This window comes from Synechococcus sp. LA31, assembly GCF_018502385.1.
GTDB lineage: Bacteria > Cyanobacteriota > Cyanobacteriia > PCC-6307 > Cyanobiaceae > Vulcanococcus.
On record NZ_CP075523.1, the window covers coordinates 1,318,406 to 1,341,417 of the forward strand.

The window sequence follows — 23,012 nt, forward strand, 5'->3', positions numbered from 1 at the left end:
GTCGACATGTCTCAACAGCTTTTGGCCCGCGCGGCAAACACACTGCTCGATCCCAACGGCCGGGCGCTGGCCGCTGCGGTGCAGTGGTGGGACCTACCGGGGCTCGAGGCCGGTCCCTGGCCCGTGGCCGTGGTGGGGGAAGGGCCACCGCTTCTTGCCCTGCATGGCTTCGACAGCTCCCATCTGGAATTCAGGCGCCTGGCACCGCTACTGGCGGTTGGCCATCAGCTGTTCATCCCCGATTTATTTGGCTTTGGTTTCTGCCCCAGGCCGATCGGTGGCCCCTACGGGCCAGGCGCCGTGCTCGATCACCTGGAGCGTGTGCTGGAGCAGGTGCTCGCCCGCAGCGGCGCCTCCCGGGTTGGGCTGATCGGCGCCTCCATGGGCGGATCTGTGGCTGTGGAACTGGCAAGGCGCTGCCCCGAGCGGATTGAGCGGCTGTTGCTGTTGGCGCCGGCTGGCCTCACCGGTCAACCGATGCCCGTACCGCCGCTGCTCGATCAGCTGGGTGCCCGTTTTTTGAGCCTGCCGGCGATTCGCCAGGGCTTGTGCCGTTCCGCCTTCGCCATGCCGGATCGGGATGTAGGGCCCGCTGAGCTGGAGATCGCTTCCCTGCACCTGGCCTGCGACAACTGGGCCGGTGCCCTGGGAGCCTTCGCCCGCAGCGGCGGTTTCGCCGGCTGCGGCACGCCGTTGCCGCCCCAACCCATCACCGTGCTCTGGGGCCAGAACGACCGCATCCTGCGGCCACCGCAGAAACGGGCCGCTCAGGCTCTGTTAGGAGAGCGGATCACCGAGCTGGAGAACTGCGGGCATCTGCCGCATATCGACCAGCCCACCACCGTGGCCCGCATCTGGCATGGCTGACGACGCCGACTCCCAACGCTCCAGCCCCGTGCTGCAACTGCTCGCCAGCGGCCTGCAGTTGTGGATTCGCCAGCAGTGCGAAGCGCTGGACAGCCTGGAGCTGCAGCTGCACGGCTCAAGCCTGGGCCTGCTTAGGGGCCGCTTGGAAGGGGTGAGCCTGGTGGCGCGGCGGGTGGTGTTCAGCTCGCTGGAGATCGAGATGGTGGAACTGCGCAGCGATGCGATCCAGGTGCAGGTGGGCAACCTGCTGCGGGGCCGGGCGGTGCAACTGGATCACCCCTTTCAGATCAGCGGCTACGTGGCCTTTTCCGGCGCCGGCCTGAGCCGCTCGATGTGCACGCCTCACTGGCGACCCCTGGGGGATCAGTTGGTGGATGGGCTGCTGGGCCTCACGCCCTTGCAAAACCTCAGCATCGAGCGCGACCGGTTGGTGCTGCAGGCCCAGGATCGCCGCTGTGAAACGGTGCCGCGGGCCGTGAATGGTGCTCTGGAGCTTTGCAGCAGCGAAGGTGGCCCCTGCGTGGCCTTGCCGGCAGACCCCAACATCAACATCCGCGAGGCCAACCTTGAGGGAGGCCTGCTGCAACTGCATGGCAGCGCCCGGGTGTCGCCCTAACGGATCAGAGGCAACAACAGCGTCACCACCGTGAAAAACACCGCCGGCGTGAAGAGATAGCTGTCGATGCGATCGAGAATGCCGCCATGACCTGGCAGCAGATCACCGGAATCCTTCACCCCTGCATCGCGCTTCATCATCGATTCGGTGAGGTCTCCCACCAGAGCAAACAGGGCCACCACCACCCCCAGCAGAGCCCCCACAGCCCATCCCCAATTCCAGCCGAGCAACTCGGCAAACAGGGCGCCGAGCAGGGCCGCACAGCCCACACCGCCGCAGGCACCTTCCAGGGTTTTGCCCGGTGAGATCGGGGACAGAGGAGTGCGGCCATAACGCCGCCCGATCACGTAGGAGCCGATATCGGTGGCCACGATCAGAAAGCAGGCCATCAGCATCAGCACCATGCCCGAGCTCAGGTGCGGCCAGATCCCCGACCAGGCACTGAGCCGCGGCGCCAGCACCGGATCGGTGAGCTCGCGCAGGCGGATCCAATAGCTGGGAAGAAAGCCCAAATAGAAGAGGGCAAAGATGGAAGAGGCAATGTCGGCGATGCTGCCGGTGAGCGGTTGCAGCAACAGCCAGCCACAGATGGCCGCGCCAGAGAGAGGCAGCACCGCAGCTGCCAGATCCGTGGCGAAGCCCAAGGCCTGGCCATCGCTGCCGTGGGCCCACTGGGTGGTGATCAGCAACAGCTGCACCAGCACCAAGGTGGTTTTGCTCGCTGGGCGGATGCCCTTGAAACGCGCCAGGCGGAAATACTCCAACAGGCCCAGGTGCACCATCACCCCCAGGGCCAGGGTGAACCACCAGCCCCCCAGCACCACCACCACAAAACCAAAGGCCCCAACGGCATAACCGCTGAGCAGGCGCTGGGGAGATGTACGGGTGCGGGGAGACGGAATCAAGGGCGTTCGGCAGCAATCAGAAACAGCGGTTCCGCTGCTGCCAGCCTGGCCTGGCTGCCGCGCCGCTGCATGCGATGCACCGTGGCCTGCACCACCTGTAGATCTCGCGCCTCAAGACGGCTGAGCGTGTCGGTGGCATCCACCAGGCCCTCAAGGCTGGCAGTGCTGATCACCAGACGACCGGCCGGAACCAAGGCCTCCCACACCAGATCGAGCACCTGCCGCAGCGGCCGCCCTACCTCCAACAACACGCGATCGGGATGGGGCGGCAGCTGCTCAAGCCCCTCCGGTGCCTCCCCGGCGTGGATGTGGAGATTGGCGATGCCGAAGCGGCGACGATTGCGTTTCAGCAGCTCGATCGCTTCTGGATCGCGCTCGAGGGTGTGCACTTGACCGGCCGGCATCAACCGGGCGATCTCCAGGGCCAGAGCACCGGTGCCGCCGCCCACATCCCACACCAACGAATCGGAGCGGGGGCGCAGGTGGGCGAGAAGCATCACCCGCTGCTCCATCGGCGTGGGGCTGAACCCTGGGGCATTCGCGAAGGTCGCATCGGGCAGCCCGGGCGTCACGAAGTCCCATTGGAAGGGGTCATCGCCAGACGCACCCATGGGCTGATCAATCGGCCACAACGCTCACCGTATCAGCGATCTGCCCGGGCCACAGCCGCTGTTGTTGCTGCAACCATTCAGCGCGGGCGGCATCGATGCGCTCACCGGGAATGAGCAGGGGAATGCCGGGGGGATAGGGGCACAGCGGTTCGGCGGCGAATCGGCCCGCAGCCTCAGCCAGGGGCACCCGCTGCTGGGCTGCTCGCCAGGCCTGGCCCAAAGGCAGCTCGGGCTCGGCCAGCGCTGGGAGCGGCGGCCGGCTGAAGGGCAGCAGAGGCACAGCCCCCTGGGCTCGCCGCAGCTGCTGCAGACGCCGCGGCAATAGGCGCAAAACCTGCCGCGGTGGTGCCAACCCCAGACAGAAGCTGAGACAGCCGGGCTCTGGCAGCTCAGCGATGACGCCCCGCTCCATCAGCCATGCGTCGGCATCCAGACCGTTAATGCCGATGGCAGCCGTGTGCAGGCACAGGCGCAATGGGTCTTGGTTGACCACGAGGGGGAGTCCGCCCTGCTGCAGGCGGCGGCGCAGCTCTACGCCAGTGGAGAGAGCCCGCTCGAGCTGGCGGTGGCCCGGGGGGCTGTGCAAATAGGCCAGCGAGACCGAGGCGGAGGCCAAGAGCAAGGCGCTGGGGCTGGAGGTCTGCAGCCAGAGCAACGCCCGCTCGATCGCAGCCGTGCGTGCCTCGTCGCCCTCCGCTTGCAGCAGCACAGCGCTTTGTGCCAAACCTCCAGCGGCCTTCTGCAACGACTGAACAACCAGATCCGCGCCGCAAGCCAGGCCACCCGCCGGCAAGCGTGGATCCAAACCGAGGTGAGCCCCATGGGCCTCATCGAGCAACACCGGTAAGCCGCGGCGCTGCACCACTGCGATCAGCCCGGGCAGATCCCCCACCAAGCCCTGATAGCTGGGTGACACCAACACCACCGCCGCCAGAGGCCCCTGGGCCAAAGCAGCCTCAAGCTGCTGCGCCAATCCATCCGGCGTGGGCGGCAACCACAGGCCAGTTGATGCATCAAACGGCAGATCAAACAGCACCGGCCGCAGCTGGCCCAGCAGGCAGGCGTGCAGCAAGGAGCGATGCAGATTGCGGGGCAGTAGCACCCGCTCTCCGGGTTGAGCCAACGCCAATAACGCCACCTGCAGCAAGCCGCTGGCCCCGTTCACCCCAAACCAGCAACGCTCCGCGCCGAGCAGGCAGGCTGCAGCAGCCTGAGCCTCCGCCACGGCTCCCTCGCTCTCGAGGGGACCACCGATCTCCGGCAGTTCCGGCAGATCCCAGCGGCCTGGGCGCTGGCGCAGCAGCTGGTGCAACGGCGGTGCCAGGGCGCGGCCCCTGCCGTGGGCTGGCAGATGCAACGGCAGCTGCGGCGGGCGGGCTAACAGGCGCTCCAGCAGAGCCATAGCCCATCGGGCGATCTCCTTAAAGTTTGCTCTTGCACCCCTTGCCCAGCAGATTTTGAGCAGCCCTGCCCATCGCTACGACCCGGGGGCTGATCTGCGCTGGCTGTTGCTGCGCCCCTGGCAGCTGATCAGCAGACTCAGCGTGTTGCTCAGCCAACTGCTCGGCCTGGCGCTCGTGCTGCTGCTTCAGAGCAGCAACGCCGACCCAAAGGTGCAGAAACGGCTGGGCCAGCGCATCTTCACCACGCTCACCAACCTGGGACCCTGCTTCATCAAGCTCGGCCAAGCGCTCTCCACCAGGCCCGATCTGTTGCGGCGCGACTGGCTCGATGAGCTCACCAAGCTGCAAGACGACCTCCCCCCCTTCCCCCACGCCATCGCCCTGCAGACGATCCAGGAGGAGCTTGGGGCGCCTGTGGAACAGCTGTTTGAGGAGTTTCCGGAGCACCCCGTGGCCGCCGCAAGCCTCGGCCAGGTGTATCGGGCCAAGCCGGTGGGTGGCTCCTGGGTGGCCGTGAAGGTGCAACGCCCCCGGCTCACCGAACAGCTGCGGCGCGACATGGTGCTGATCCGCCTGTTGGGCGTGATGGCCGCTCCGCTGCTGCCGCTCAACCTCGGCTTTGGCCTGGGCGAGATCATCGATGAATTCGGCCGGTCGCTCTTCGAGGAGATCGACTACCGGCGCGAGGCTGATAACGCTGAACGCTTCGGCCGCCTGTTCGCCAGCAACCCAGCAGTGATCGTGCCAAGGGTCGACCGCAGCCTTTCAGCTCAGCGGGTGATCACCACCACCTGGATCAACGGCACCAAGCTGCAGCAGCGCCAGGACCTGGAAGCGAATCAGCTGGATCCGGCCTCACTGATCCGCACCGGGGTGATCTCGGGTTTGCAGCAACTGTTGGAATTCGGCTACTTCCACGCCGATCCACACCCGGGCAACCTGTTTGCGTTGCCGGGCAAAACAGGCTCCATGGGCCATTTGGCCTACGTGGACTTCGGGATGATGGATTCGATCAGCGACAGTGATCGCCTCACCCTCACCGGTGCTGTGGTGCACCTGATCAATCGCGACTTCTCTGCACTGGCGCAGGATTTCGTGGATCTGGGCTTCCTCAACCCCAACACTGAGCTCGCCCCGATCGTGCCGGCACTTGAGGAGGTGCTCGGCGGCGCCCTCGGCGACAACGTGGGCTCCTTCAACTTCAAAGCGATCACCGATCGCTTCTCGGAGTTGATGTATGCCTATCCCTTCCGGGTGCCGGCGCGCTTTGCCCTGATCATCCGCGCCGTGGTGAGCCAGGAGGGCCTGGCGCTGCGGCTGGATCCCAGCTTCCGCATCATCAGGGTGGCCTATCCCTATGTGGCCAAGCGCCTGCTGGCGGGCGACACCGCCGAAATGCGCGAGAAACTCCTCGAGGTGCTGTTCGACAGCGATGGCCGCCTGCAAGTCGCACGGCTGGAGAGCCTGCTGGCGGTTGTGGAAAACGATGAAAGCGCTGTTGGCGCTGAGCTGCTCCCGGTGGCCGGTGCGGGCATCAAGCTGCTGCTCGGCCAGGAAGGCCGCAGCATCCGGGAGCGACTGCTGCTCACCTTGGTGCGCGACAACCGCCTCAACACCGAAGACCTGCGCAGCCTGATGGAGATGCTGGGGCGCACCTTCGCTCCCCAACGGATGGTGCGGCGCTTGCGCGATCAGCTGCTCACCCGGCTGAACCCTCTGGCCGCTTAGGGTCAGCGCCACCTGAGCGCAGCCCCATGTCCCTGGCCCCGATCAACCTGAGCGAAGCCGCCCAGGACTTGGCCAGTGGCGATTACGGCGACCTGGATGCCCAGGAGATCTTGCTGGAGTTCGCCCCCTACCTGCAGCCCCCCTATGTGCTGGCGGGCATTGGCCTGGCGATGGGGATCCTCTGCGGCCTCACATTCGCGAAGCTGGTGCAAGACAAGCTCGAAGGCTGGAAACAAGACCGCTTGGCGCTCCTGCCCCTGGGCTGCTTCGAGACCAACCTCAGCTACACCGGCATCGTGTTGGGCATCACCTTGTTCATCGGTGGCAGCCTGCAGATCTTCGGCTTCGCGGCGGGAGCAGCCATCCTGGTGGCACTGCTTCTTTCGCTGGCAACAGCAGGCGCCCTCTGGGTGCAACTGGAGCGCCTGATGCTGCAGGTGGAAAACGGCACCTTCAGCGCCGTGGACTTCGACAACTTTGATCAGTTTTTCTGAGGTTCAGGCCGCCAGATAAGCCACCATCTCCTGCGATAACCGCCGCATCTCGTCGTGGGCGCGGCGCTCAAGGCTGCGGGCGCGGTCACGGCTCATGTCCAACTCGCGGGCGATGGAGCTCAGACTCATCGGCTCTTCGAAGCCGATGCCGTAGCGCATCTTGAGCACGCGGCACTGCAGATCCGGGAGTTGCTCGAGCAGATCGCGCATATCACCGCGCAGACACTCGCCATCCACCAGCTCCTCGGGCTGGGTGTCATTGGCCGCCAGTAGATCGAGCAGTTCGGTGTCGTCGCCATCGCCCACCTTCGTTTCCAGGCTCACCGGTTGGCGGGCGCGGCAAAGCAGATCCTTCACCTCCTCCTCCGGCAGCTCCACAAATTCCGCCAGCTCGGTGACGGTGGGGGTGCGGCCCAGCTCCTGGCTGAGCTCACGCTGGCCCTTCTTGAGCTTGTTCAGCGTTTCGGTGATGTGGATCGGCAGGCGGATCGTGCGGCTCTTCTCCGCGATCGCACGGGTGATCCCCTGACGGATCCACCAGTAGGCATAGGTGGAAAACTTGTAGCCGCGGGTGGGGTCGAACTTCTCCACGCCCCGCACCAATCCAATGGTGCCCTCCTGGATCAAATCCAGGAGTTCCATATTCCGCTTGGTGTATTTCTTCGCCACGCTCACCACCAGGCGCAGGTTGGCCGCCACCATCCGCTCCTTGGCCCGCTGGCCGCTGCGCAGGCGTTTCTTCAGCTGCTGGGGGGTGATGCCGGCGGCCTCCGCCAGCTGCCCATCGGTGGGTTCCTCGCCACCGGCGCGCATCCGCAGCTCGTCGCGCTGCTCCTCCAACGCCATCAGCTCCTGCACCTGGCGGCCAAGGGTGATCTCCTGCTCATGGGAGAGCAGCGGCACGCGACCGATATCGCGCAGGTAAGAGCGCACCAGATCAGTGCCACCAGCCAGGGCAGCAGCATCGCGATCGGAACGGATCACCGGGAGCGAAGGCATGCGTTGAAGGCTTTACGAAACTTCGGTGTTTCGTAACGCTATCACCTTTTTCGGGGGCAGAATGCATCCAGCCAGGCCTGCGCCATGCCGGAGGAACGGCTTCAGAAGCTGATCGCCGCGGCCGGCCTCGGCTCCCGCCGGAAGGCCGAAACCCTGCTGCGCGCCGGCCGGATCAGCGTGAATGGGCGCGTGGCCCAGCTGGGAGATCGCGCCGATCCCGAGCGCGACGCCATCAGCCTCGATGACCGCCCCCTCCGCCCTGCGGCAGCGCCACTGGTGCTGTTGCTCAATAAACCTGCCGGGGTGGTGTGCAGCTGCAGCGACCCTGAGGGCCGGCCGATCGTGCTGGATCTGCTGCCGCCCGAACTGGCCCGTGGCCAGGGATTGCATCCCGTAGGCCGTTTGGATACGAACAGCCGCGGTGCGCTGCTGCTCAGCAACAACGGCTCCCTCACCCTGCAACTCACCCACCCGCGCTTCCAACACAGCAAGACCTATCGGGTCTGGGTGCGGGGGCAGCCCAACCAGGCCGTGCTCGATCGCTGGGCCCGCGGCGTGCCCCTCGATGGCAGCTCAAGCCAACCGGTCACACTGCGGCGCCTGGCGCAGCGGGCCGATGCCACCCAGCTGGAGCTGGTGATGCATGAGGGCCGCAACCGCCAGATCCGCCGCACTGCCGAGCTCCTGGGCCATCCAGTGCTCGATCTGCAGCGGGTGGCCATCGGCTCGATTGCGTTGGGCGAACTGCCGGAGGGTCGCTGGCGGCGCCTGGATCGCCAAGAATGGCCCGATCAGCACACCCGGCCTTAATGCCCAGGCTTGCGCCACGCCTGTCCAGCCTCAGCCGCCTATGGCGGCGAGGCGGCTCGATCCGGGGCGGTGAGGGCACCGGCAGCTCCCCGCAGGATGATCCCCTGTTGGCGATGGGGCGGCGGCTGCGGCAGGAGCGGGAGGCCCGCGGCCTCAACCTGCGCCAGATGGCCCTAGAAACGCGGATCAGTACTCCGGTGCTGGAGGCCCTGGAACGGGGCTGGCGTGATCGCCTGCCGGAAGGGGCCTACCTACGCACCATGCTGCCCCTGATTGAGCAGCGCCTGGAGCTGCCCGCCGGGAGCCTCGATGTGGCCTTGCCACCGCAAGCCCAGCACAAAGGCGCGCGGGGGGAGGGTGGCGGCTTACTGCGGCGCTTCACCCCTGGGTCGATCGATGTGTTCAGCAGCTGGCAAGGGGGGCTTCTCTACGGCGGCCTTTGCCTGGGACTGATCTATGCGCTCAACCTGCAGCAACGCCAGCTGGCCGCGGCCAATCTGCTCACCCTGCGGCCGATCGCTCCACTACCGGCCGCGGAACAGGCCAAACCCTCCAACCCCGGCACCACCCTGCTGAGCGTTTACCCGGAGCTGCGCCCGCTGCAGCGGGCCAGCCGCGGCGTGGGGCGCGGTGCCCTGAGCCAGCTCAACCAAACCCAGCCAGATCCGCCCAGGCTCGGGGTGCTGGAACTCAATCTCAGCCAGGCCAGCACCATCAACCTGCAGAGCGAAGCTGGCCAACGCTCCAGCCTCAACGGCGCCAAGGGATCACTGGTGTGGCAGCTGGAGCCTCCCCTGGAGCTGAGCATCTATCCCGTGCCCAAGGCGGGTGAAGTGCTGTGGAATGGCACGGCTTTAGCCCCCAAAGCCAAACAGCCGGGCCAATACCAACTGCCGCCCCCATCGCCAGCGATCAGCGCTGATAGCGGTGCGCCATCTCCCCCAAGCCCTTGAGGGGGCCGGCGATGGCATCGAGCCCGCCACTGAGGCGCCACTGCCAATTGCCGCGGTCGGTGCCCGGGGTATTGAAACGGGCTTCATCCCCCAACTGCAGCAGATCCTGGAGCGGCACGACTGCCCAATCGGCCTGACTAGCGAGAGCCAGCTCCAGCAACTGCCACCCCGGGGCATGCACCGGGCCAAGCAATTGCTCCACCTGATGGCGCTGCTCGCCACTCAACTGCTGCCACCAACCGATGCAGGTGCCGTTGTCGTGGGTGCCGGTGTACACGCACCAGTTGCTGCCGGTGTAGTTGGCCGGGAGATAGGGGTTGTCGGGATTGCCGTCGAAGGCAAACTGCAGGATCTTCATCCCCGGTAGCTGGTATTGATCACGCAGGGCCTCCACACCAGGGGTAATCACCCCGAGGTCTTCAGCGATCAAAGGCAGGTGCTGCCCCTTGTAGTGGCGGCGGAGTTTGCGCAACAGGCTGTGGCCTGGTGAAGGGCGCCAGCAGCCATGCTCCGCGGTGCAATCGCCACCGGGCACACACCAGGCGGCCTCAAGGGCACGGAAATGATCAAGCCGCAGCAGATCCACCAGGTTCAGCTGACGCTCCAGCCGGCGCAACCACCAGCGAAAGCGGGTGAGGTGATGCAGCGGCCAGCGATACACCGGCGTGCCCCAGAGCTGGCCGGTGGCGGAGAAGTAATCGGGCGGCACACCGCTCTGCTGGCTGAGGCTGCCATCAGCCGTTGCCGAAAACAGATGCCGGTGGCTCCAGACATCGGCGCTGTCGTGGGCCACATAAAACGGCACATCACCGATCACCTGCACGCTGCGGCGGCGAGCGTGATCCAGCAGGCTTTGCCACTGTTGCTGCAACTGCCATTGCAGCAACGCCTCCTGCAGCAGCAGATCCTTCGCTTCAGCATCCAGCGCGCGCAGGGCGCTGCGTTGCCGCCGCGCCAGCGGCGCGGGCCACTGCCACCAAGGCTGACCGCTGTAGCGCTGGCGCAGCACCCAGAAGCGGCAGTGATCCACCAGCCAGCAGCGTTGCTGCTGGCGCCAGGCTTCAAAATGCTGTTGCAGGGTGGCGCTCCAGCTGGGGTAGCGGCGCAGCAGCAGGGCCGCGAGGCTCTTGCTGCGTTGTTCGGCCAGGGCGGGATTCAAGCGGCCCGGGTCCGCGTCGCCGGGAAGGGCCTCCAGATCAGCTCGCTCGAGCAGGCCATCAGCCACCAGCTGATCGGCATCGAGCAGCCAGCCGTTGAGCGCAAAGCTGCTGGGGGAGCTGTAAGGCGAACCCAACGAATCGGGCGGCGCCAGCGGCAGCAGCTGCCAGGCCTTGATGCCGTGATCCGCCAGCAGATCCAACCACCGATGCGCCATTGCTCCAAACGTCCCGCACACCGGCGAGCCGGGCAGGGCGGTTGGATGAAGCAGAACGCCGGCCCGTCGCATCACTCAGGTAGCCGGTAGCGGCTGATGATCCGGCGAGCAAAGGCCGGGATGTGTGCCTCCACCTTGTCAGGGTGATTGCGGCGCAGCCATAGGGCGTTGCGGGTGAAATGGGAATCGATCGAGAAGCGGCCGTATTCCAGGCCCTTCGGCCCAAAGCGCTCCACAACAAAACCGATCACATTGGCCAGCCACAGGGGCAGCTTCACAGCCTTGTCGTAGGCCTCGATGCCCTGCTGCACCGCCGCCTGGCGCTGGCCGCTACTGCTCACCGGCGCCACATCCAGCTCGCCCTCCACCAGATCGAGCAGCTGCTGCCCCTTCGGATTGCGCACCGTGAGCCATTGGCGGCCAAAGCTGGCCCCCATGTAGCCCACCACCAGATCGGCTCCAGCATTGGTGTAATCGAAGCAGCTCAGGCAGCTGGGGGCGAATACGTCCTTGAGCTTGGGGGTATCGAGCCCAAAAAACGGCACCGTTTCTTCGCGGCCATCGCTGTGGCGGAAGTGGATGCGGAAATCCTGCATGAACTCGTAGTGCACCACCGTGTTGGGTGAGCTCACCGTGCTCTCGAGGAAGGTCTGAAGCCCTTGGCGCGACACATTGTCGACGCACGGCAGGCCAAGCACAAACAGCTCATCGAGGGGCAGGGTGGTCTGCACGGCCCTTAAGGCCTGCACCTGGCAGCCCACACCAATGGCGAGCAAGCGCTTAATGCCGCTGCCAGGCAGCTGCTCGAGCACTTCCAGGTTGGGGGAAAGGGTGGGCTTGTTCACCCGCGCGCTCAGCACTTCCTCGGGGGTGCGGGCCAGGCGCGGCACGGGGGTGAAGCGATCGTCTTCGCTCTGGCCCACGCAGAGCACGGCATCCACCAGGCCGGTTTCCAGGGCGCGCACACCAATGCGGCTCACGATCCCGGTCCACTGGGCGCCGACAATCGGATGCCGCAGCCGGGCGGTCACCATCCGCTGCTGCACGCCGAAATACAGCTCGTCCTCGTTGTCGAGGTCGCGGCTGCGGCCGTGGGCCGCAGCCTCCATCGCGTCAAAGCGCTGGTTGAGGAAGGCGCAGCTGTCCTTCACATAGGCCACCCAGCGGCTGTCGCACAGGCCGCACTGGCTGCAGAGATCTTTGGCGGGATACACGCTGCCCTTGGCCAGCGGTCGGGCGCGCTCATGGGGCGCGACGGCACCTGATGGGGAGGCAGCGGAAGTCAACGGAGCCGTTCTGGCGTGGTGGTTGGCTGCACAACCTATCGAGAGCACCTGGCGGCAGGGGCAGCAAAACCGCGCAGTTCGGTCAAAGTGGAGGGATTGTTGATGCCCCATCTGCTTTGGCTCCCGCCCAGCCACGCCCGCAGCGCCGCACCCGCGAGAGGGCTGCTCTTCGCCTGCTAGCCGCCGGCCTGGGCCTGGCCAGCAGCCTGGCGCTGCTGGGGGTGATCTGGCCGGAAAGCGACCGGGCCGTGCGCGAGCAAGGGCCACCCAGCGCCGCCGACCTAGCCGAGCTGCCCAGCCGTTCGATCAGTGTGCTGGTGATCGGATCCGACGGCGATCAGAAAGGACCCGCCAACAGCGATGCGCTGCTGCTGGTGCACGTGAACCCAGAAGGGCCCCTACAGCTGCTCAATCTGCCGGTGGAAACGGCCGTCCAGCTACCGGGCGACAAGACCCCGGTGGCCCTGGGAAGCCTTTATCAACGGGGCGGACCCGCTCTCGTGGCCGGCACGGCGGCCCAGCTGGTGGGCCTGCCCAAAGGGCAGCCCGATCGTTACCTGGTGCTTCCGCGTTCGGCCCTGCGCGCCCTGGTGGACGGCATTGGCCGGGTGGAGCTCTCCCCTGATCGGAGCATGCGCTACACCGACAAAACGCAGAATTACAAAATTCAGCTGGATGGCGGCCTTCAAGTGATGGATGGCCCGCAGGTGGAACAACTGCTGCGGTTCCGCGATGAGGTCAACGGCGAGGAGCGACGGCGCGATCGTCAGCAGATGGCGGTGGAGAGCGTGCTGCGCCAGATGAGCCAGCGCCAGCAGATCCAGCAGCTGCCAGGCCTGCTCGCCCTCCTGCAAGGCGAGGTGGACACCAACCTCACGCAGGGCGAGGCCCTGAGCCTGCTGGCGGTGGCGCTGCGGCCTGGGGAACAGCTGCAGTTCCGCACCCTGCCGCTACGCCCTCCTCTGAAGACCAAGCAGCGGCTCAGGCAGCTGGATGCACGTGCCCAGCGCCCCTGGCCGAACTGAGCCGCCAGCGCGTGATCAAGGCCAGGCGCAGAGCCGCCGCAGCCTCCGGGTCACGATCGGCGGCCGGCAGCCATCCCAGCCAGGGCAGCCCATCGGCGCGGCGCCGCTGCGGCTGCCAGGGTTCCCCCAGCTGCACCAGGCCCACAAGGGGAACCTGGGCCGCCTCGAGCAAGGCGGCATAGGCCCGTGCCGGACCGGCCGTGGCCTGAGCAGCCTGCAGCTGGAGCACCACGGGCTGGCGCCAGGCCGCCAGGGCATCCACCCAACAGCCGGGTTGGGCGAGCTCCGCTGCAGGATCCACGGATAGAGGGAGCAGCCAACCGCTCGGTTCTGTTTGCAACGCGGTCAAGGCTGCATTCGGATCAGCCGCCCGGCCCGCTGCGTCGCTGAGGCTCCTCAGGCCGAGCAGCCCAGCCAACTGCTGGCCTTCAGCGCTGCTCACGCCGCCAGGCGCCACCAGCACTACACCGGCGGATGGCCAGCTGATCCCCTCGCTTGGGCCTATGGGTTGGGTGAAGGTCATCGCAAACGCACAGCCAAGGAACCGGGTGGCTTCTACGATCGGGGTTCCACCGTTCGCGCCAGCGGCCGCCGTGACCAGTTTCCTGACCGCAGAACGGGTCGAACAGGCGCCGATGGCCCATGACACACGCCGGTTACGGCTGTTCAGTGGCACCGCCAATCAAGCCCTGGCCCGGGAGATCGGCGCTTACCTCGGGGTGCCGGATGGCCCTCGGGTGATTAAACGCTTCGCCGATGGCGAGCTCTACATCCAGATCCAGGAATCGATCCGCGGCTGCGACGTGTTCCTGATCCAGCCCACCTGCGCTCCGGTGAACGATCACCTGATGGAGCTACTGGTGATGGTGGATGCCTGCAAGCGGGCCTCCGCCCGCCAGATCACAGCCGTGATCCCTTACTACGGCTATGCCAGGGCCGACCGTAAAACCGCCGGCCGCGAATCGATTACCGCCAAGTTGGTGGCCAACCTGCTGGCTGTGTCGGGAGTGGATCGGGTGCTGGCGATGGATCTGCACTCCGCCCAGATCCAGGGCTACTTCGACATTCCCTGCGATCACATCTACGGCTCCCCCGTGTTGGTGGACTACCTGGCCGGACGCGACTTCGGCGATGTGGTGGTGGTGTCACCGGATGTGGGGGGCGTGGCCCGCGCCCGCGCCTTCGCCAAACGCCTCAACGACGCCCCATTGGCGATCATCGACAAGCGTCGATCCGGTCACAACGTGGCTGAAAGCCTCACCGTGATTGGTGATGTGGCTGGTAAAACCGCCATTTTGATCGACGACATGATCGACACCGGCGGCACCATTTGCGCCGGTGCCCGGCTGCTGCGGGAGAACGGTGCCACCCGCGTGCTGGCTTGCGCCACCCACCCGGTGTTCTCAGGACCTGCCATCGAGCGCCTGTCAGCGCCTGGGCTGTTTGAGGAGGTGATCGTGACCAACTCCATTCCGCTGGTGGATGAGCGCCGCTTCCCGCAGCTCCAGGTGCTCTCGGTCGCCAACATGCTCGGGGAAGCGATCTGGCGGATCCACGACGAGAGCTCGGTGAGCTCGATGTTCCGTTGAGGCAGCGCAGTGCACGGCGCTGGTTGGCTGCGGCGCTTCTGACGCTGCCCGCTCTGCTCCCGATCGCCGCCTGGGCGGATTCGCGCCGTGTGGGGGTCTGGCTCACCAACAGCCCGAGCCCCCTCTACTACGAGCCCGCGCGGCTTGATCGAGCGGTGGCCGAACTCTCCCAGGCCGGCTTCAACACTCTTTATCCCAACGTGTGGAGCCGCGGCACCACCTTCCACCGCAGCCGCTGGGCACCGATGGAACCTGCCCTGCTCAAGGCTGGCGGGCGCCATGACCCCATCTGCTTGATCACCACTGCCGCCCACCGGCGCGGCATGCGGGTGATTCCCTGGTTTGAGTACGGACTGATGGAACCAGCCGACGCCGCTGTGGTGCGCAACAACCCCGAATGGGTGCTGCAAAAACGCGATGGCAGCTCGGCGATGGTGATGCACGGCAAAGAGATGGTGTGGCTGAATCCAGCCCATCCGGGCGTGCGCGAGCGATTTCTGGGCCTGATCGGCGAGATCGTGCAGCGATGCAAGGTGGATGGCATCCAGCTCGATGACCATTTCGCCTGGCCGGTGGAGCTGGGCTACGACCCCTACACCCGAGACCTCTACGCGCGTGAGCATGGGGTGGAGCCACCGGACAACCATGCCGATCGCACCTGGATGAACTGGCGGCGCAGGCAGCTCAGCGGGCTTCTGCGCGAGTTACGCGCCACCCTCAAACGCAGCGGGCAGGGCAGCCCCTATGTGAGCCTCTCACCGGGACCTTTTCGTTTCGCCTACAACCATTGGCTGCAGGATTGGGAGCTCTGGGCCCTCGGCGGGTTGATCGATGAACTCGTGGTGCAGAACTATGCCTACTCGCTCAAGGGCTACGAACGCGATCTACAGCAACCGGCGCTGGTGAAAGCCAGCAGCTGGGGAATCCCCGTAGAGATTGGCATCCTCTCTGGCTTTGGTGGCCGCACCACCTCGATCCCGATCCTGAGCGAGAAGGTGCGCCTGGCTGCAGAGCGGGGCCATGGCGTGATCTATTTCTATTGGGAAGGTTTGTGGGGCCAATATGCCGGGCCAGAAGGGGGCCCGGCCCGCCGCGAGGCCCTGGGTCGCCTCCACCAGAGCCTGTTCAGGCCGCCTCTTTCACAACGCTGAGGCACTGATTCACCACCTCGGATGTATTGGCTGAAAGCTGCGCTGCGGCTAAGTGTTCCAGGGCTTGCCGCATGCAGGCGCTGCGCTCTGGGCCGTAGCTCTGCCAGCGACTGAACACCTTCGCCATGCGGGAAGCGGTGATCGGATTGCGCTGATCGAGCTCGGCAATCTGCTCGGCCATGAAGCGGTAGCCGCGGCCATGGATGGCGTGAAACTGAGCCACGTTGCCGGCGAAGCCCCCCAGCACGGCGCGAATGGAATTGGGCGCGGCCGCATCGAAGCGCGGATGCTCCAGCAGAGCCTGCACCCGGGCTACGCCATCGCCGAAGGGGGCGGAGGCCTCCAGGGCAAACCAGGCATCAAGGATCACCGGCTTGTCCTGCCAGCGCTCGTAGAAAGCCGCCATCGCCGCTGCACGCTCAGGGGTGTCGTGACACTGCAGCGCCCGCAGTCCAGCGCGGGCCAGGGTCATCGAAGGACCGCTCACCGCAGCCGCAGCTTCCGCCCGCACCCCCACATCACCGGCAGCCACGCGCCAGCGCCACGCCGTGGCGGTGAGGTCGCGATCGCCCACACCATCGGGCCAGGCCAGCAGCCACTGGGGACGGCAACGCTCAAGGGTGTGCTCCAGCGGCACCGCCAGCTCCTCTCCGAACCGACGCTGCAGCGCCAGCAGCGCCTCAAACAAGGCCGGTGGATCGGAGACCCCTGCCGCAGCGAGCGCGGCATCCTCCAGCTCGGGCAGCCCCGGCAGGGCCAACATCATGCTGCGGTTGGAATCGCACAGACCCACTTCGGCCAGGATTCGCTCGAAGGCCGCCACGAGCCCCTCTTCCAGCTCATCGTTGGGTGCACCGGAGGCCCGCTGCAGCACCGCCTCACGTAGCAGCACCTGGCCGGCATCCCAGCGGGCGAAGGCGTCGCTGTCACACGCCAGCAGGTGCAGCAACTCATTGGTACTGCGCTCGATCTCCAGCTTCACCGGCGCGGAGAAGCCACGCAGCATGGAGAGAGCGGGGGGATGGCTGTGGGGCTCCAGCCCTTCAATCGCGATCAGCTGCTGCGCCTGATCAATCACCACCAGCCGGCTGCCATCCCCCCAGGCGTGGGGAAGGGCCGCTGCATCGGCCTGCTGCTCACTCTCGCCCTGCAGGCGCAGCGGCAGCGGTTCGCCGGCCTGCCCCACCAAACCCAGCACCAGCGGAATCACCAGCGGATGTTTATGGGGCTGACCTGGGGTGGGAGGAATGCTCTGGCGCACCTGCAGGCTGAGCGTTCCCCGCTCCTGATCCCAGCGGCGCTCGATGTGCAGCTGCGGGGTACCGGCCTGGCTGTACCAGTGCCGGAATTGAGAGAAATCAAACCGCGGCAGGGCGGCGCCTTGGGCCCAGGCCTGCTCGGCTGCATCCTGCATGGCCTGCACAAAGTCATCACAGGTGGCGGCGGTGCCGTCATGACGGCTCACGTAGAGCGCCATCCCGCGCATGAACACCTCCTCCCCGAGCAGGGTGTGAAGCGCGCGGATCACCTCCGATCCTTTTTCATAGATCGTGGTGGTGTAAAAGTTGTCGATCTCCTGGTAGTGATCAGGCTGAATCGGGTGTGCCGTCGGCCCCGCATCCTCCCGGAACTGTGTATTGCGCAACAGCGACACATCCTCGATCCGCTTGACCGCCGCGGAATGCAAATCGGCGGTAAAGCTGGCATCACGAAACACGGTGAGACCTTCCTTGAGGGAGAGCTGAAACCAGTCTCGGCAGGTGATTCGGTTACCGGTCCAGTTATGGAAATACTCGTGGCCGATCACACTTTCGATACGCTCTAACTCCGCATCTGTGGCGGTAGCCGCATCCGCAAGCACCAACTTGGAGTTGAAGATATTGAGGCTCTTGTTCTCCATTGCGCCCATGTTGAAATGGCGCACAGCCACGATGTTGAACTCATCGAGGTCGTACTCGAGGCCATAGCGCTGCTCATCCCAGAGCATCGAGCGCTTCAGCGAGGCCATCGCATGGGCGGTGTAGGGCGTATCGCCCGGTTCCACGTGCAGCCGTAGCTGCACCGTGCGGCCACTGCGTGTCGTGAACTGGTCGCGCACCTCCTCAAGCCGCCCCGCCACCAGGGCAAACAGATAGGAAGGCTTAGGGAAGGGATCGTCCCAGATGGCGTAATGGCGCCCCTCCGGCAGCGGGCCCGTTTCGATGCAGTTGCCGTTGGAGAGCAGCACCGGGCAACTGGTCTGATCCGCTTCGATCCGCACACGAAAGCGGCTAAGCAGATCCGGGCGGTCGGGGTGGAACGTGATGCGGCGGAAGCCCACCGCCTCGCATTGGCTGGTGACCATCCCACCGCTCACATACAGCCCTTCGAGGCTGGTGTTGGTCTCAGGGTGGATGCGCACCAAGGTGCGCAGGCGGAATGGCTGCGGCGGTGGATTGAGCAGCAGCAACCGCTGGCTCTCCAGGCGATAGGCCTCAACTGCCAGAGGCTGGCCATCAAGCTCCAGCTCCAGCAACTCAAGCGCAACACCCTGAAGCTCGAGCGGGCCCAGCTCAGCCAAGGGATTGGGTTCGAGCTGAAATTGGGCCTCCACCAAGGTGTGATCAGCGAAGAGCTGCACCGTGAGGCCGCTGTGGACGATCCGATAAGGAGCCGGACGGTAATCGGCGAGGCGAACGGTGGCCATGGGGGAAGCGTGTGGCTCGGAACTACTTCTTGGTGGGAGCCGGGGAGGCGGCGGGTGCAGTGCTTCGGCTCTTCAGCACCTCCTCCACCTTCTTGCGCACATCCGCAGGCACCTCATCAGGGCAGACCTCCACGGCGCCGAGCACGGCGGAGTTGATAGCGCCCTTGCGCAGCTCCTCGATCGTGAGCGATTTGGCCCCCACCTGGGCGATAGCGCCGTCGTGCTGACCCTGGATCACCTGGGCAATCGTCTCGCCGGCCACCGCAACAGCCTTGTCGAACTCAATGCCGGCGGCCCGAGCGATGCACACATTCAGGGCACCAATGCGGGTGTAGAGGCTCATATCGGCCTCGGAGGCCGGCGCCGCCACCGCAGCCATCGGAGCCAGCGCTAGAGCCAGCGGCAGCAACAACAGGCCAAGGCGGGTTGTGGAGGAACGCACGCAAAAGAGGCGGTGTCGACCAATCCTGCTGCAGAACCTGCAGATCGCCATCAGGCATCCGCTGCCAGTGGCGGACCGGCCGGCTCGAGGCGAATCTCGTGGTGGGTCTCCACCAACTCCAAATTGCCGTCGCACCAGGAGTAGATCGAGCGCGCCCGGAAACGGTCCTGATCCACGAGGCGGATGTGCTCGAGGATGTCCCACTGCAAATAGTGCGACTCGAACACCAGCTCGTGCTCATCGGCCTGGCGGATCTGGCTCTTGGTGGGAGAGCCGCACAGGTAGCCGCGACTGCGGCGCAGCTGATGACCGCAGAGCGAGGCGTCCATCACCCCTTCGCGCACGTAGCGGGGTTTGATCTCAAAGAAGTCGTATTCCTTCTCAGGCCACCAGGTGAAGCGGTAGCGGGGCTCGGTTTCGGCCTGGTCTTCAAAGGTCTGCACCCGCAGCAGCATGTCCACCCGCAACACCTCGTCATCGGGGAAGAAGTACTGACGGCGGGAACGCCACAAGCCCAGGTTGCGGTTAAACCAGCGACGCAGGGTGTTGTCGAGCTGGATGCGGCTCCCGCGAGCCCCGGCCGACTGCGACACCGGATGCACACGTGTCACGAGTTCTCGTGGGTAGGCCACGGCATTCCTCAGGACAACGTCTCATCACAGTCGTCATAGCGGGCCTGGCACGACCTGCCAAAGCTCATAAGCTGAAACCACAATTTCTGCAGATTCCGCGCGCCGGTGCCCGCTGCAGGGGAACAGCCCCCCGACGAGCTTCAACCCAGCCGCTTCCTCAGCAGCGCATCGCTCCAGCCGCAACAACGCGGGGAGCTGCGCAGGGGAGCAGGTTCTGCCCTGCCTGCTTCGCTTGACGGGGACAGCAGCCAACGCCGCCATCTCAAGCTGCTGTTGGTGGCCTCCCCCCACCATCGCGCCACCCCGGATCTACGGGGATTGGTGGCGTTTCTGGAAAACCAGGACTTTGGCTTCGATGCAAGCCTGGAGATCGCCGATCCTGCCGAGCGCCCGGAGCTGCTCGAGCTGCATCGGCTCGTGGCCACCCCGGCACTGATCAAGCTTGAGCCCACCCCCAAGCAGGTCTTCGCCGGCAACACCCTGCTGCAGCAATTGCGCAACTGGCTTCCCCGCTGGCAGCAGCTGGAGGTGGTGAGCGGTCTGGGCATCAGCCTGCGGCCCGCCGAGAGCGATGGCAGCCGCACCCAGCGGGAGCTGCAGCTCGAAGACCAGCTCCTGGTGCTGCGCCAGGAAAACGAGACGCTGATCGAGCGGCTCGGTGTGCAGGAGCGGCGGCTGCGGATGGTGGCCCACGAACTCCGTACCCCCCTCACCGCCTCAAAACTGGCCCTGCAGAGCCTCAACCTCGGCCAGATCGATCAGACCCGCTTCCGCGATGTGCTCGGCCGACGCCTCGATGACATCGAGCAGCTCTCCAAAGACCTGCTGGAAGTGGGCACAACGCGCTGGGAGGCCCTGTTCAACCCCCAGCGCCTGGCCCTGGGGCCGGTGACAGCCGAAGCGATCCTGGAGCTGAAAAAGCTGTGGGTGGGCCGAGGCCTGGAGCTGATCACCGACATCCCCACCGACCTGCCGGATGTGTACGCCGACCAACGGCGCATGCGCCAGGTGCTGCTCAACCTGCTGGAGAACGCCTTCAAATTCACCCCTGATGGCGGCCAGGTGAGCCTCACGATCCTGCACCGCACCAGTCAGTGGCTGCAGGTGAGCGTGTGCGACTCGGGCCCAGGCATCCCGCGCGACGAGCAGGAGCGCATCTTTCTCGAACGGGTGCGATTGCCCCAGACCTCCTCCAGCACCTCAGGCTTCGGCGTGGGCCTATCGGTGTGCCGTCGCATCACGGAAGTGCATGGCGGCCGCATCTGGGTGGTCTCCGAGCCCGATGAAGGGGCCTGCTTCCATTTCACCGTGCCGGTGTGGGATGGCCAAAGCGCCAGCTGATTGACGAAGGGCACCTCCGGCCCGTAACTTCATCCCATCGGAAGCGGGGCTGAAAAGCCAAGCAGCGCAAGGGCCTGACGCCATTGTTGTTCCGAGTCCTAGCCCCCATCGTCTAGAGGCCTAGGACACCTCCCTTTCACGGAGGCGACAGGGGTTCGAATCCCCTTGGGGGTATGAAAGGAAAGCGGCTTAACAGCCGCTTTTTTTTATGTTGACCCAACAGCTAGCGATTGGCTGCGGCCCCTTGGCTGCTTCAGCCGGCTGTTGCGATCGTGTTGGCCCGCCGCTGGGCTTCCAGTTGCACAGCACGCAGATTGGCCGCCAGGTCTTCCCGCAGGCGCTGTTCAATCAAGCCGATGGGCATGCCGACACAGCCCTGAACGGTGAGCTCGTAAAACAAAGTGGTTGCACCGCTCTCGGAGCCGATCCGCCAGGTTCCTTCGAATCGGCGAAAATCGCCCTTGGCCATCACAAACCTGAGACAACGCTCTTCAATGTGTTCGGTGAGCTCAAGCTGCACGCGGGCCTTGAAGCGCATGCCCATGAACGTCTGCGCGCCCTCCTGTTCGAGGCCCACCACGTTGGAGCGACGCCAGAGCAGGCGGGAGCTCTGCAGGTTGGGGATGAAGCGGCTGAGGCTGTCGTAATCCGTGAGCACCGCCCACAGCCATTGGGGATCGAGATCAAGGCGCAGCTGCACAGCAAGGCGGCGCGTACCCCCGGGCAGACGCTCCATCTCCTGCTGAATCGTGTCCAGTGCGCAGGTGTCAAGCGAAGCCTGAACAGGGCTTGAAGAGGATGCCGTGAGCTGCGTCGAAGGCAAACCGGCTTGATCACACTTTCGGCGCCATAACTTAACGCCCTCGATCGGAAGCGCGCAGGTTCCCTATGATCTCGCGCGACATCAGGGCTCAAGGGATTCATGCGTGTCTCGACCGCAACCTCCAGCTGCAGCGACTCCCGCGTGTTCACAGTGGTGGTGCAGGGCTACGGGCTGACTCAGCAGCGCAACGCCGAGCGGAGCATCACCGTGCCCTTCTCCCGTCTGCAGACCCTGATGAAGTCCATCAGCCAGCTGGGCGGCAAGGTGATCTCGGTTACAGCTGGTCCCGAAGCGCTTACCGAGCCTGCTGCCAAGCCGGCCGCCAAAGCCAAAGCCCCCGCCAAACCTGCAGCTGCTGCCGTGCACCACGCCGACGTCCCCGTCAATCTCTACAAGCCGAAGAATCCCTTCATCGGCACCGTGACCGAGAACTACAGCCTGCTGGCTGAAGGTGCCATCGGCCGCGTGAACCACATCACCTTCGATCTCAGCGGTGGTGATCCCCAGCTCCACTACGTGGAGGGTCAGTCGATCGGCATCATTCCCGACGGTGAAGATGCGAACGGCAAGCCCCACAAGCTGCGTCTCTATTCGATCGCCAGCACTCGCCATGGCGACAACATGGCCGGCAACACCGTGTCGCTGTGCGTGCGCCAGCTGCAATACGAGAAAGAGGGCGAGACCATCAACGGTGTGTGCTCCACCTTCCTCTGCGACATCGAGCCCGGTGCGAAGGTGAAAATCACCGGCCCCGTGGGCAAGGAGATGCTCCTGCCCGCCGACGAAGACGCCAACGTGATCATGCTGGCTACCGGCACCGGCATCGCCCCGATGCGCACCTATCTTCGCCGCATGTTCGAGCCCACCGAACGCGAGAAGAACGACTGGCACTTCAAGGGCAAAGCTTGGCTATTTATGGGTGCTCCCACCACCGCCAACCTGCTCTACGACGCCGACTTCGAGCACTATCAGAGCCAGTTCCCCGAGAACTTCCGCTACACCAAGGCGATCAGCCGTGAGCAGCAGAACGCCAAGGGTGGCCGGATGTACATCCAAGACCGCGTCAGCGAAAACGCCGAGGAGATCTTCTCTTGGATCGAGAACCCCAAAACCCACGTGTACATGTGTGGTCTGCGTGGCATGGAGCCGGGCATTGACGAGGCGATGACCGCAGCTGCCTCTGCCAAGGGCATCGAGTGGCACGAGCTGCGCCCGCAGCTCAAGAAAGCCGAGCGCTGGCACGTGGAGACCTACTGAGCAGCCGCAACTTGCGCAT

General features: G+C 65.4%; 22 protein-coding genes and 1 tRNA gene. 12 read left to right on the forward strand and 11 right to left on the reverse strand.

The features are described from left to right. Positions 1–6: 6 nt before the first annotated feature. Both KJJ24_RS07115 and KJJ24_RS07120 read left to right on the forward strand, forming a co-directional pair. Positions 7–867 (forward strand): alpha/beta fold hydrolase, encoded by an 861-nt coding sequence (locus KJJ24_RS07115; protein WP_214342975.1) that lies wholly within the window; start codon positions 7–9, stop codon positions 865–867. Continuing rightward, complete coding sequence (locus KJJ24_RS07120; RefSeq protein ID WP_250544972.1) at positions 860–1,483, forward strand: LmeA family phospholipid-binding protein; 624 nt, start codon at positions 860–862, stop codon at positions 1,481–1,483. Before KJJ24_RS07115 ends, KJJ24_RS07120 begins: the two co-directional genes overlap by 8 nt. Here KJJ24_RS07120 and KJJ24_RS07125 read toward each other — a convergent pair. From KJJ24_RS07125 to KJJ24_RS07135, 3 genes are read right to left on the reverse strand one after another with little or no spacing between them, the layout of a single operon-like run. Then, on the reverse strand, positions 1,480–2,388 hold the full coding sequence (locus tag KJJ24_RS07125; RefSeq protein ID WP_214342977.1) for a phosphatidate cytidylyltransferase: 909 nt from the start codon (positions 2,386–2,388) through the stop codon (positions 1,480–1,482). The two genes, KJJ24_RS07120 and KJJ24_RS07125, sit on opposite strands and share 4 nt — an antisense overlap. Beyond that, positions 2,385–2,999, reverse strand: a complete 615-nt coding sequence (gene cbiT, locus KJJ24_RS07130) for a precorrin-6Y C5,15-methyltransferase subunit CbiT (RefSeq protein ID WP_214342979.1) — start codon at positions 2,997–2,999, stop codon at positions 2,385–2,387. Before cbiT ends, KJJ24_RS07125 begins: the two co-directional genes overlap by 4 nt. Positions 3,000–3,006: 7 nt before the next feature. Then, complete coding sequence (locus tag KJJ24_RS07135; protein WP_214342981.1) at positions 3,007–4,401, reverse strand: aminotransferase class I/II-fold pyridoxal phosphate-dependent enzyme; 1,395 nt, start codon at positions 4,399–4,401, stop codon at positions 3,007–3,009. A gap of 52 nt (positions 4,402–4,453) precedes the next feature. On the opposite strand from KJJ24_RS07135, the gene KJJ24_RS07140 reads away from it, so the two are divergent. Further along, a complete protein-coding gene (locus KJJ24_RS07140; RefSeq protein WP_214343426.1) occupies positions 4,454–6,130 on the forward strand; it encodes an AarF/ABC1/UbiB kinase family protein in 1,677 nt (558 codons plus the stop codon). Positions 6,131–6,156: 26 nt separating this feature from the next. Further along, a complete protein-coding gene (locus KJJ24_RS07145; protein WP_214342983.1) occupies positions 6,157–6,624 on the forward strand; it encodes a hypothetical protein in 468 nt (155 codons plus the stop codon). 3 nt (positions 6,625–6,627) lie between these two features. Here the strand turns inward: KJJ24_RS07145 and KJJ24_RS07150 are convergent, their stop codons facing one another. After that, on the reverse strand, positions 6,628–7,623 hold the full coding sequence (locus KJJ24_RS07150) for an RpoD/SigA family RNA polymerase sigma factor (protein ID WP_214342984.1): 996 nt from the start codon (positions 7,621–7,623) through the stop codon (positions 6,628–6,630). An 84-nt stretch (positions 7,624–7,707) separates the two neighbouring features. On the opposite strand from KJJ24_RS07150, the gene KJJ24_RS07155 reads away from it, so the two are divergent. Both KJJ24_RS07155 and KJJ24_RS07160 read left to right on the forward strand, forming a co-directional pair. Next, the gene (locus KJJ24_RS07155) at positions 7,708–8,433 is read left to right on the forward strand and encodes a pseudouridine synthase (protein WP_214342985.1); all 726 of its coding nucleotides are present in this window, start codon (positions 7,708–7,710) and stop codon (positions 8,431–8,433) included. Continuing rightward, positions 8,433–9,386, forward strand: coding sequence for a RodZ family helix-turn-helix domain-containing protein (locus KJJ24_RS07160; RefSeq protein WP_214342986.1), 954 nt, complete (start codon positions 8,433–8,435; stop codon positions 9,384–9,386). Before KJJ24_RS07155 ends, KJJ24_RS07160 begins: the two co-directional genes overlap by 1 nt. Here the strand turns inward: KJJ24_RS07160 and malQ are convergent. After that, positions 9,346–10,833 carry a 4-alpha-glucanotransferase gene (gene malQ, locus KJJ24_RS07165; protein WP_214342987.1) on the reverse strand — a complete coding sequence of 496 codons (1,488 nt, stop codon included), beginning with the start codon at positions 10,831–10,833 and terminating at the stop codon, positions 9,346–9,348. The genes KJJ24_RS07160 and malQ overlap by 41 nt on opposite strands. Continuing rightward, complete coding sequence (locus KJJ24_RS07170) at positions 10,833–12,047, reverse strand: Coenzyme F420 hydrogenase/dehydrogenase, beta subunit C-terminal domain (RefSeq protein ID WP_214342988.1); 1,215 nt, start codon at positions 12,045–12,047, stop codon at positions 10,833–10,835. Before KJJ24_RS07170 ends, malQ begins: the two co-directional genes overlap by 1 nt. A gap of 116 nt (positions 12,048–12,163) precedes the next feature. Here KJJ24_RS07170 and KJJ24_RS07175 point away from each other — a divergent pair, with 116 nt between their 5' ends. Further along, positions 12,164–13,072: an LCP family protein gene (locus KJJ24_RS07175; RefSeq protein ID WP_214342989.1), complete on the forward strand. Its 909-nt coding sequence runs from the start codon at positions 12,164–12,166 to the stop codon at positions 13,070–13,072. On the opposite strand, the gene KJJ24_RS07180 is transcribed toward KJJ24_RS07175, so the two are convergent. Beyond that, entirely contained in the window at positions 13,029–13,595 is a 567-nt protein-coding gene (locus tag KJJ24_RS07180) for a hypothetical protein (protein WP_214342990.1), read from the reverse strand. The genes KJJ24_RS07175 and KJJ24_RS07180 overlap by 44 nt on opposite strands. Before the next feature lie 70 nt (positions 13,596–13,665). On the opposite strand from KJJ24_RS07180, the gene KJJ24_RS07185 reads away from it, so the two are divergent. Both KJJ24_RS07185 and KJJ24_RS07190 read left to right on the forward strand, forming a co-directional pair. Continuing rightward, a complete protein-coding gene (locus tag KJJ24_RS07185; RefSeq protein ID WP_214342992.1) occupies positions 13,666–14,661 on the forward strand; it encodes a ribose-phosphate pyrophosphokinase in 996 nt (331 codons plus the stop codon). A gap of 23 nt (positions 14,662–14,684) precedes the next feature. Next, positions 14,685–15,812: a glycoside hydrolase family 10 protein gene (locus tag KJJ24_RS07190; protein WP_250544973.1), complete on the forward strand. Its 1,128-nt coding sequence runs from the start codon at positions 14,685–14,687 to the stop codon at positions 15,810–15,812. Here the strand turns inward: KJJ24_RS07190 and pepN are convergent. From pepN to KJJ24_RS07205, 3 genes are read right to left on the reverse strand one after another with little or no spacing between them, the layout of a single operon-like run. Beyond that, positions 15,787–18,498: an aminopeptidase N gene (pepN, locus tag KJJ24_RS07195; RefSeq protein ID WP_214342996.1), complete on the reverse strand. Its 2,712-nt coding sequence runs from the start codon at positions 18,496–18,498 to the stop codon at positions 15,787–15,789. The genes KJJ24_RS07190 and pepN overlap by 26 nt on opposite strands. A gap of 22 nt (positions 18,499–18,520) precedes the next feature. After that, positions 18,521–18,940 carry a cAMP phosphodiesterase gene (locus tag KJJ24_RS07200; RefSeq protein WP_214342998.1) on the reverse strand — a complete coding sequence of 140 codons (420 nt, stop codon included), beginning with the start codon at positions 18,938–18,940 and terminating at the stop codon, positions 18,521–18,523. A 50-nt stretch (positions 18,941–18,990) separates the two neighbouring features. Further along, positions 18,991–19,551: a hypothetical protein gene (locus KJJ24_RS07205; protein ID WP_214343427.1), complete on the reverse strand. Its 561-nt coding sequence runs from the start codon at positions 19,549–19,551 to the stop codon at positions 18,991–18,993. A gap of 240 nt (positions 19,552–19,791) precedes the next feature. Here KJJ24_RS07205 and KJJ24_RS07210 point away from each other — a divergent pair, with 240 nt between their 5' ends. Continuing rightward, positions 19,792–20,913, forward strand: coding sequence for a histidine kinase (locus KJJ24_RS07210; protein WP_371811800.1), 1,122 nt, complete (start codon positions 19,792–19,794; stop codon positions 20,911–20,913). A gap of 101 nt (positions 20,914–21,014) precedes the next feature. Next, positions 21,015–21,087, forward strand: a tRNA-Glu gene (locus KJJ24_RS07215). 79 nt (positions 21,088–21,166) lie between these two features. Here KJJ24_RS07215 and KJJ24_RS07220 read toward each other — a convergent pair. Continuing rightward, positions 21,167–21,649, reverse strand: a complete 483-nt coding sequence (locus KJJ24_RS07220; RefSeq protein ID WP_214343000.1) for an SRPBCC family protein — start codon at positions 21,647–21,649, stop codon at positions 21,167–21,169. A 186-nt stretch (positions 21,650–21,835) separates the two neighbouring features. Here KJJ24_RS07220 and KJJ24_RS07225 point away from each other — a divergent pair, with 186 nt between their 5' ends. Then, on the forward strand, positions 21,836–22,993 hold the full coding sequence (locus KJJ24_RS07225) for a phycobilisome linker polypeptide (RefSeq protein ID WP_214343002.1): 1,158 nt from the start codon (positions 21,836–21,838) through the stop codon (positions 22,991–22,993). Positions 22,994–23,012: the final 19 nt, after the last annotated feature.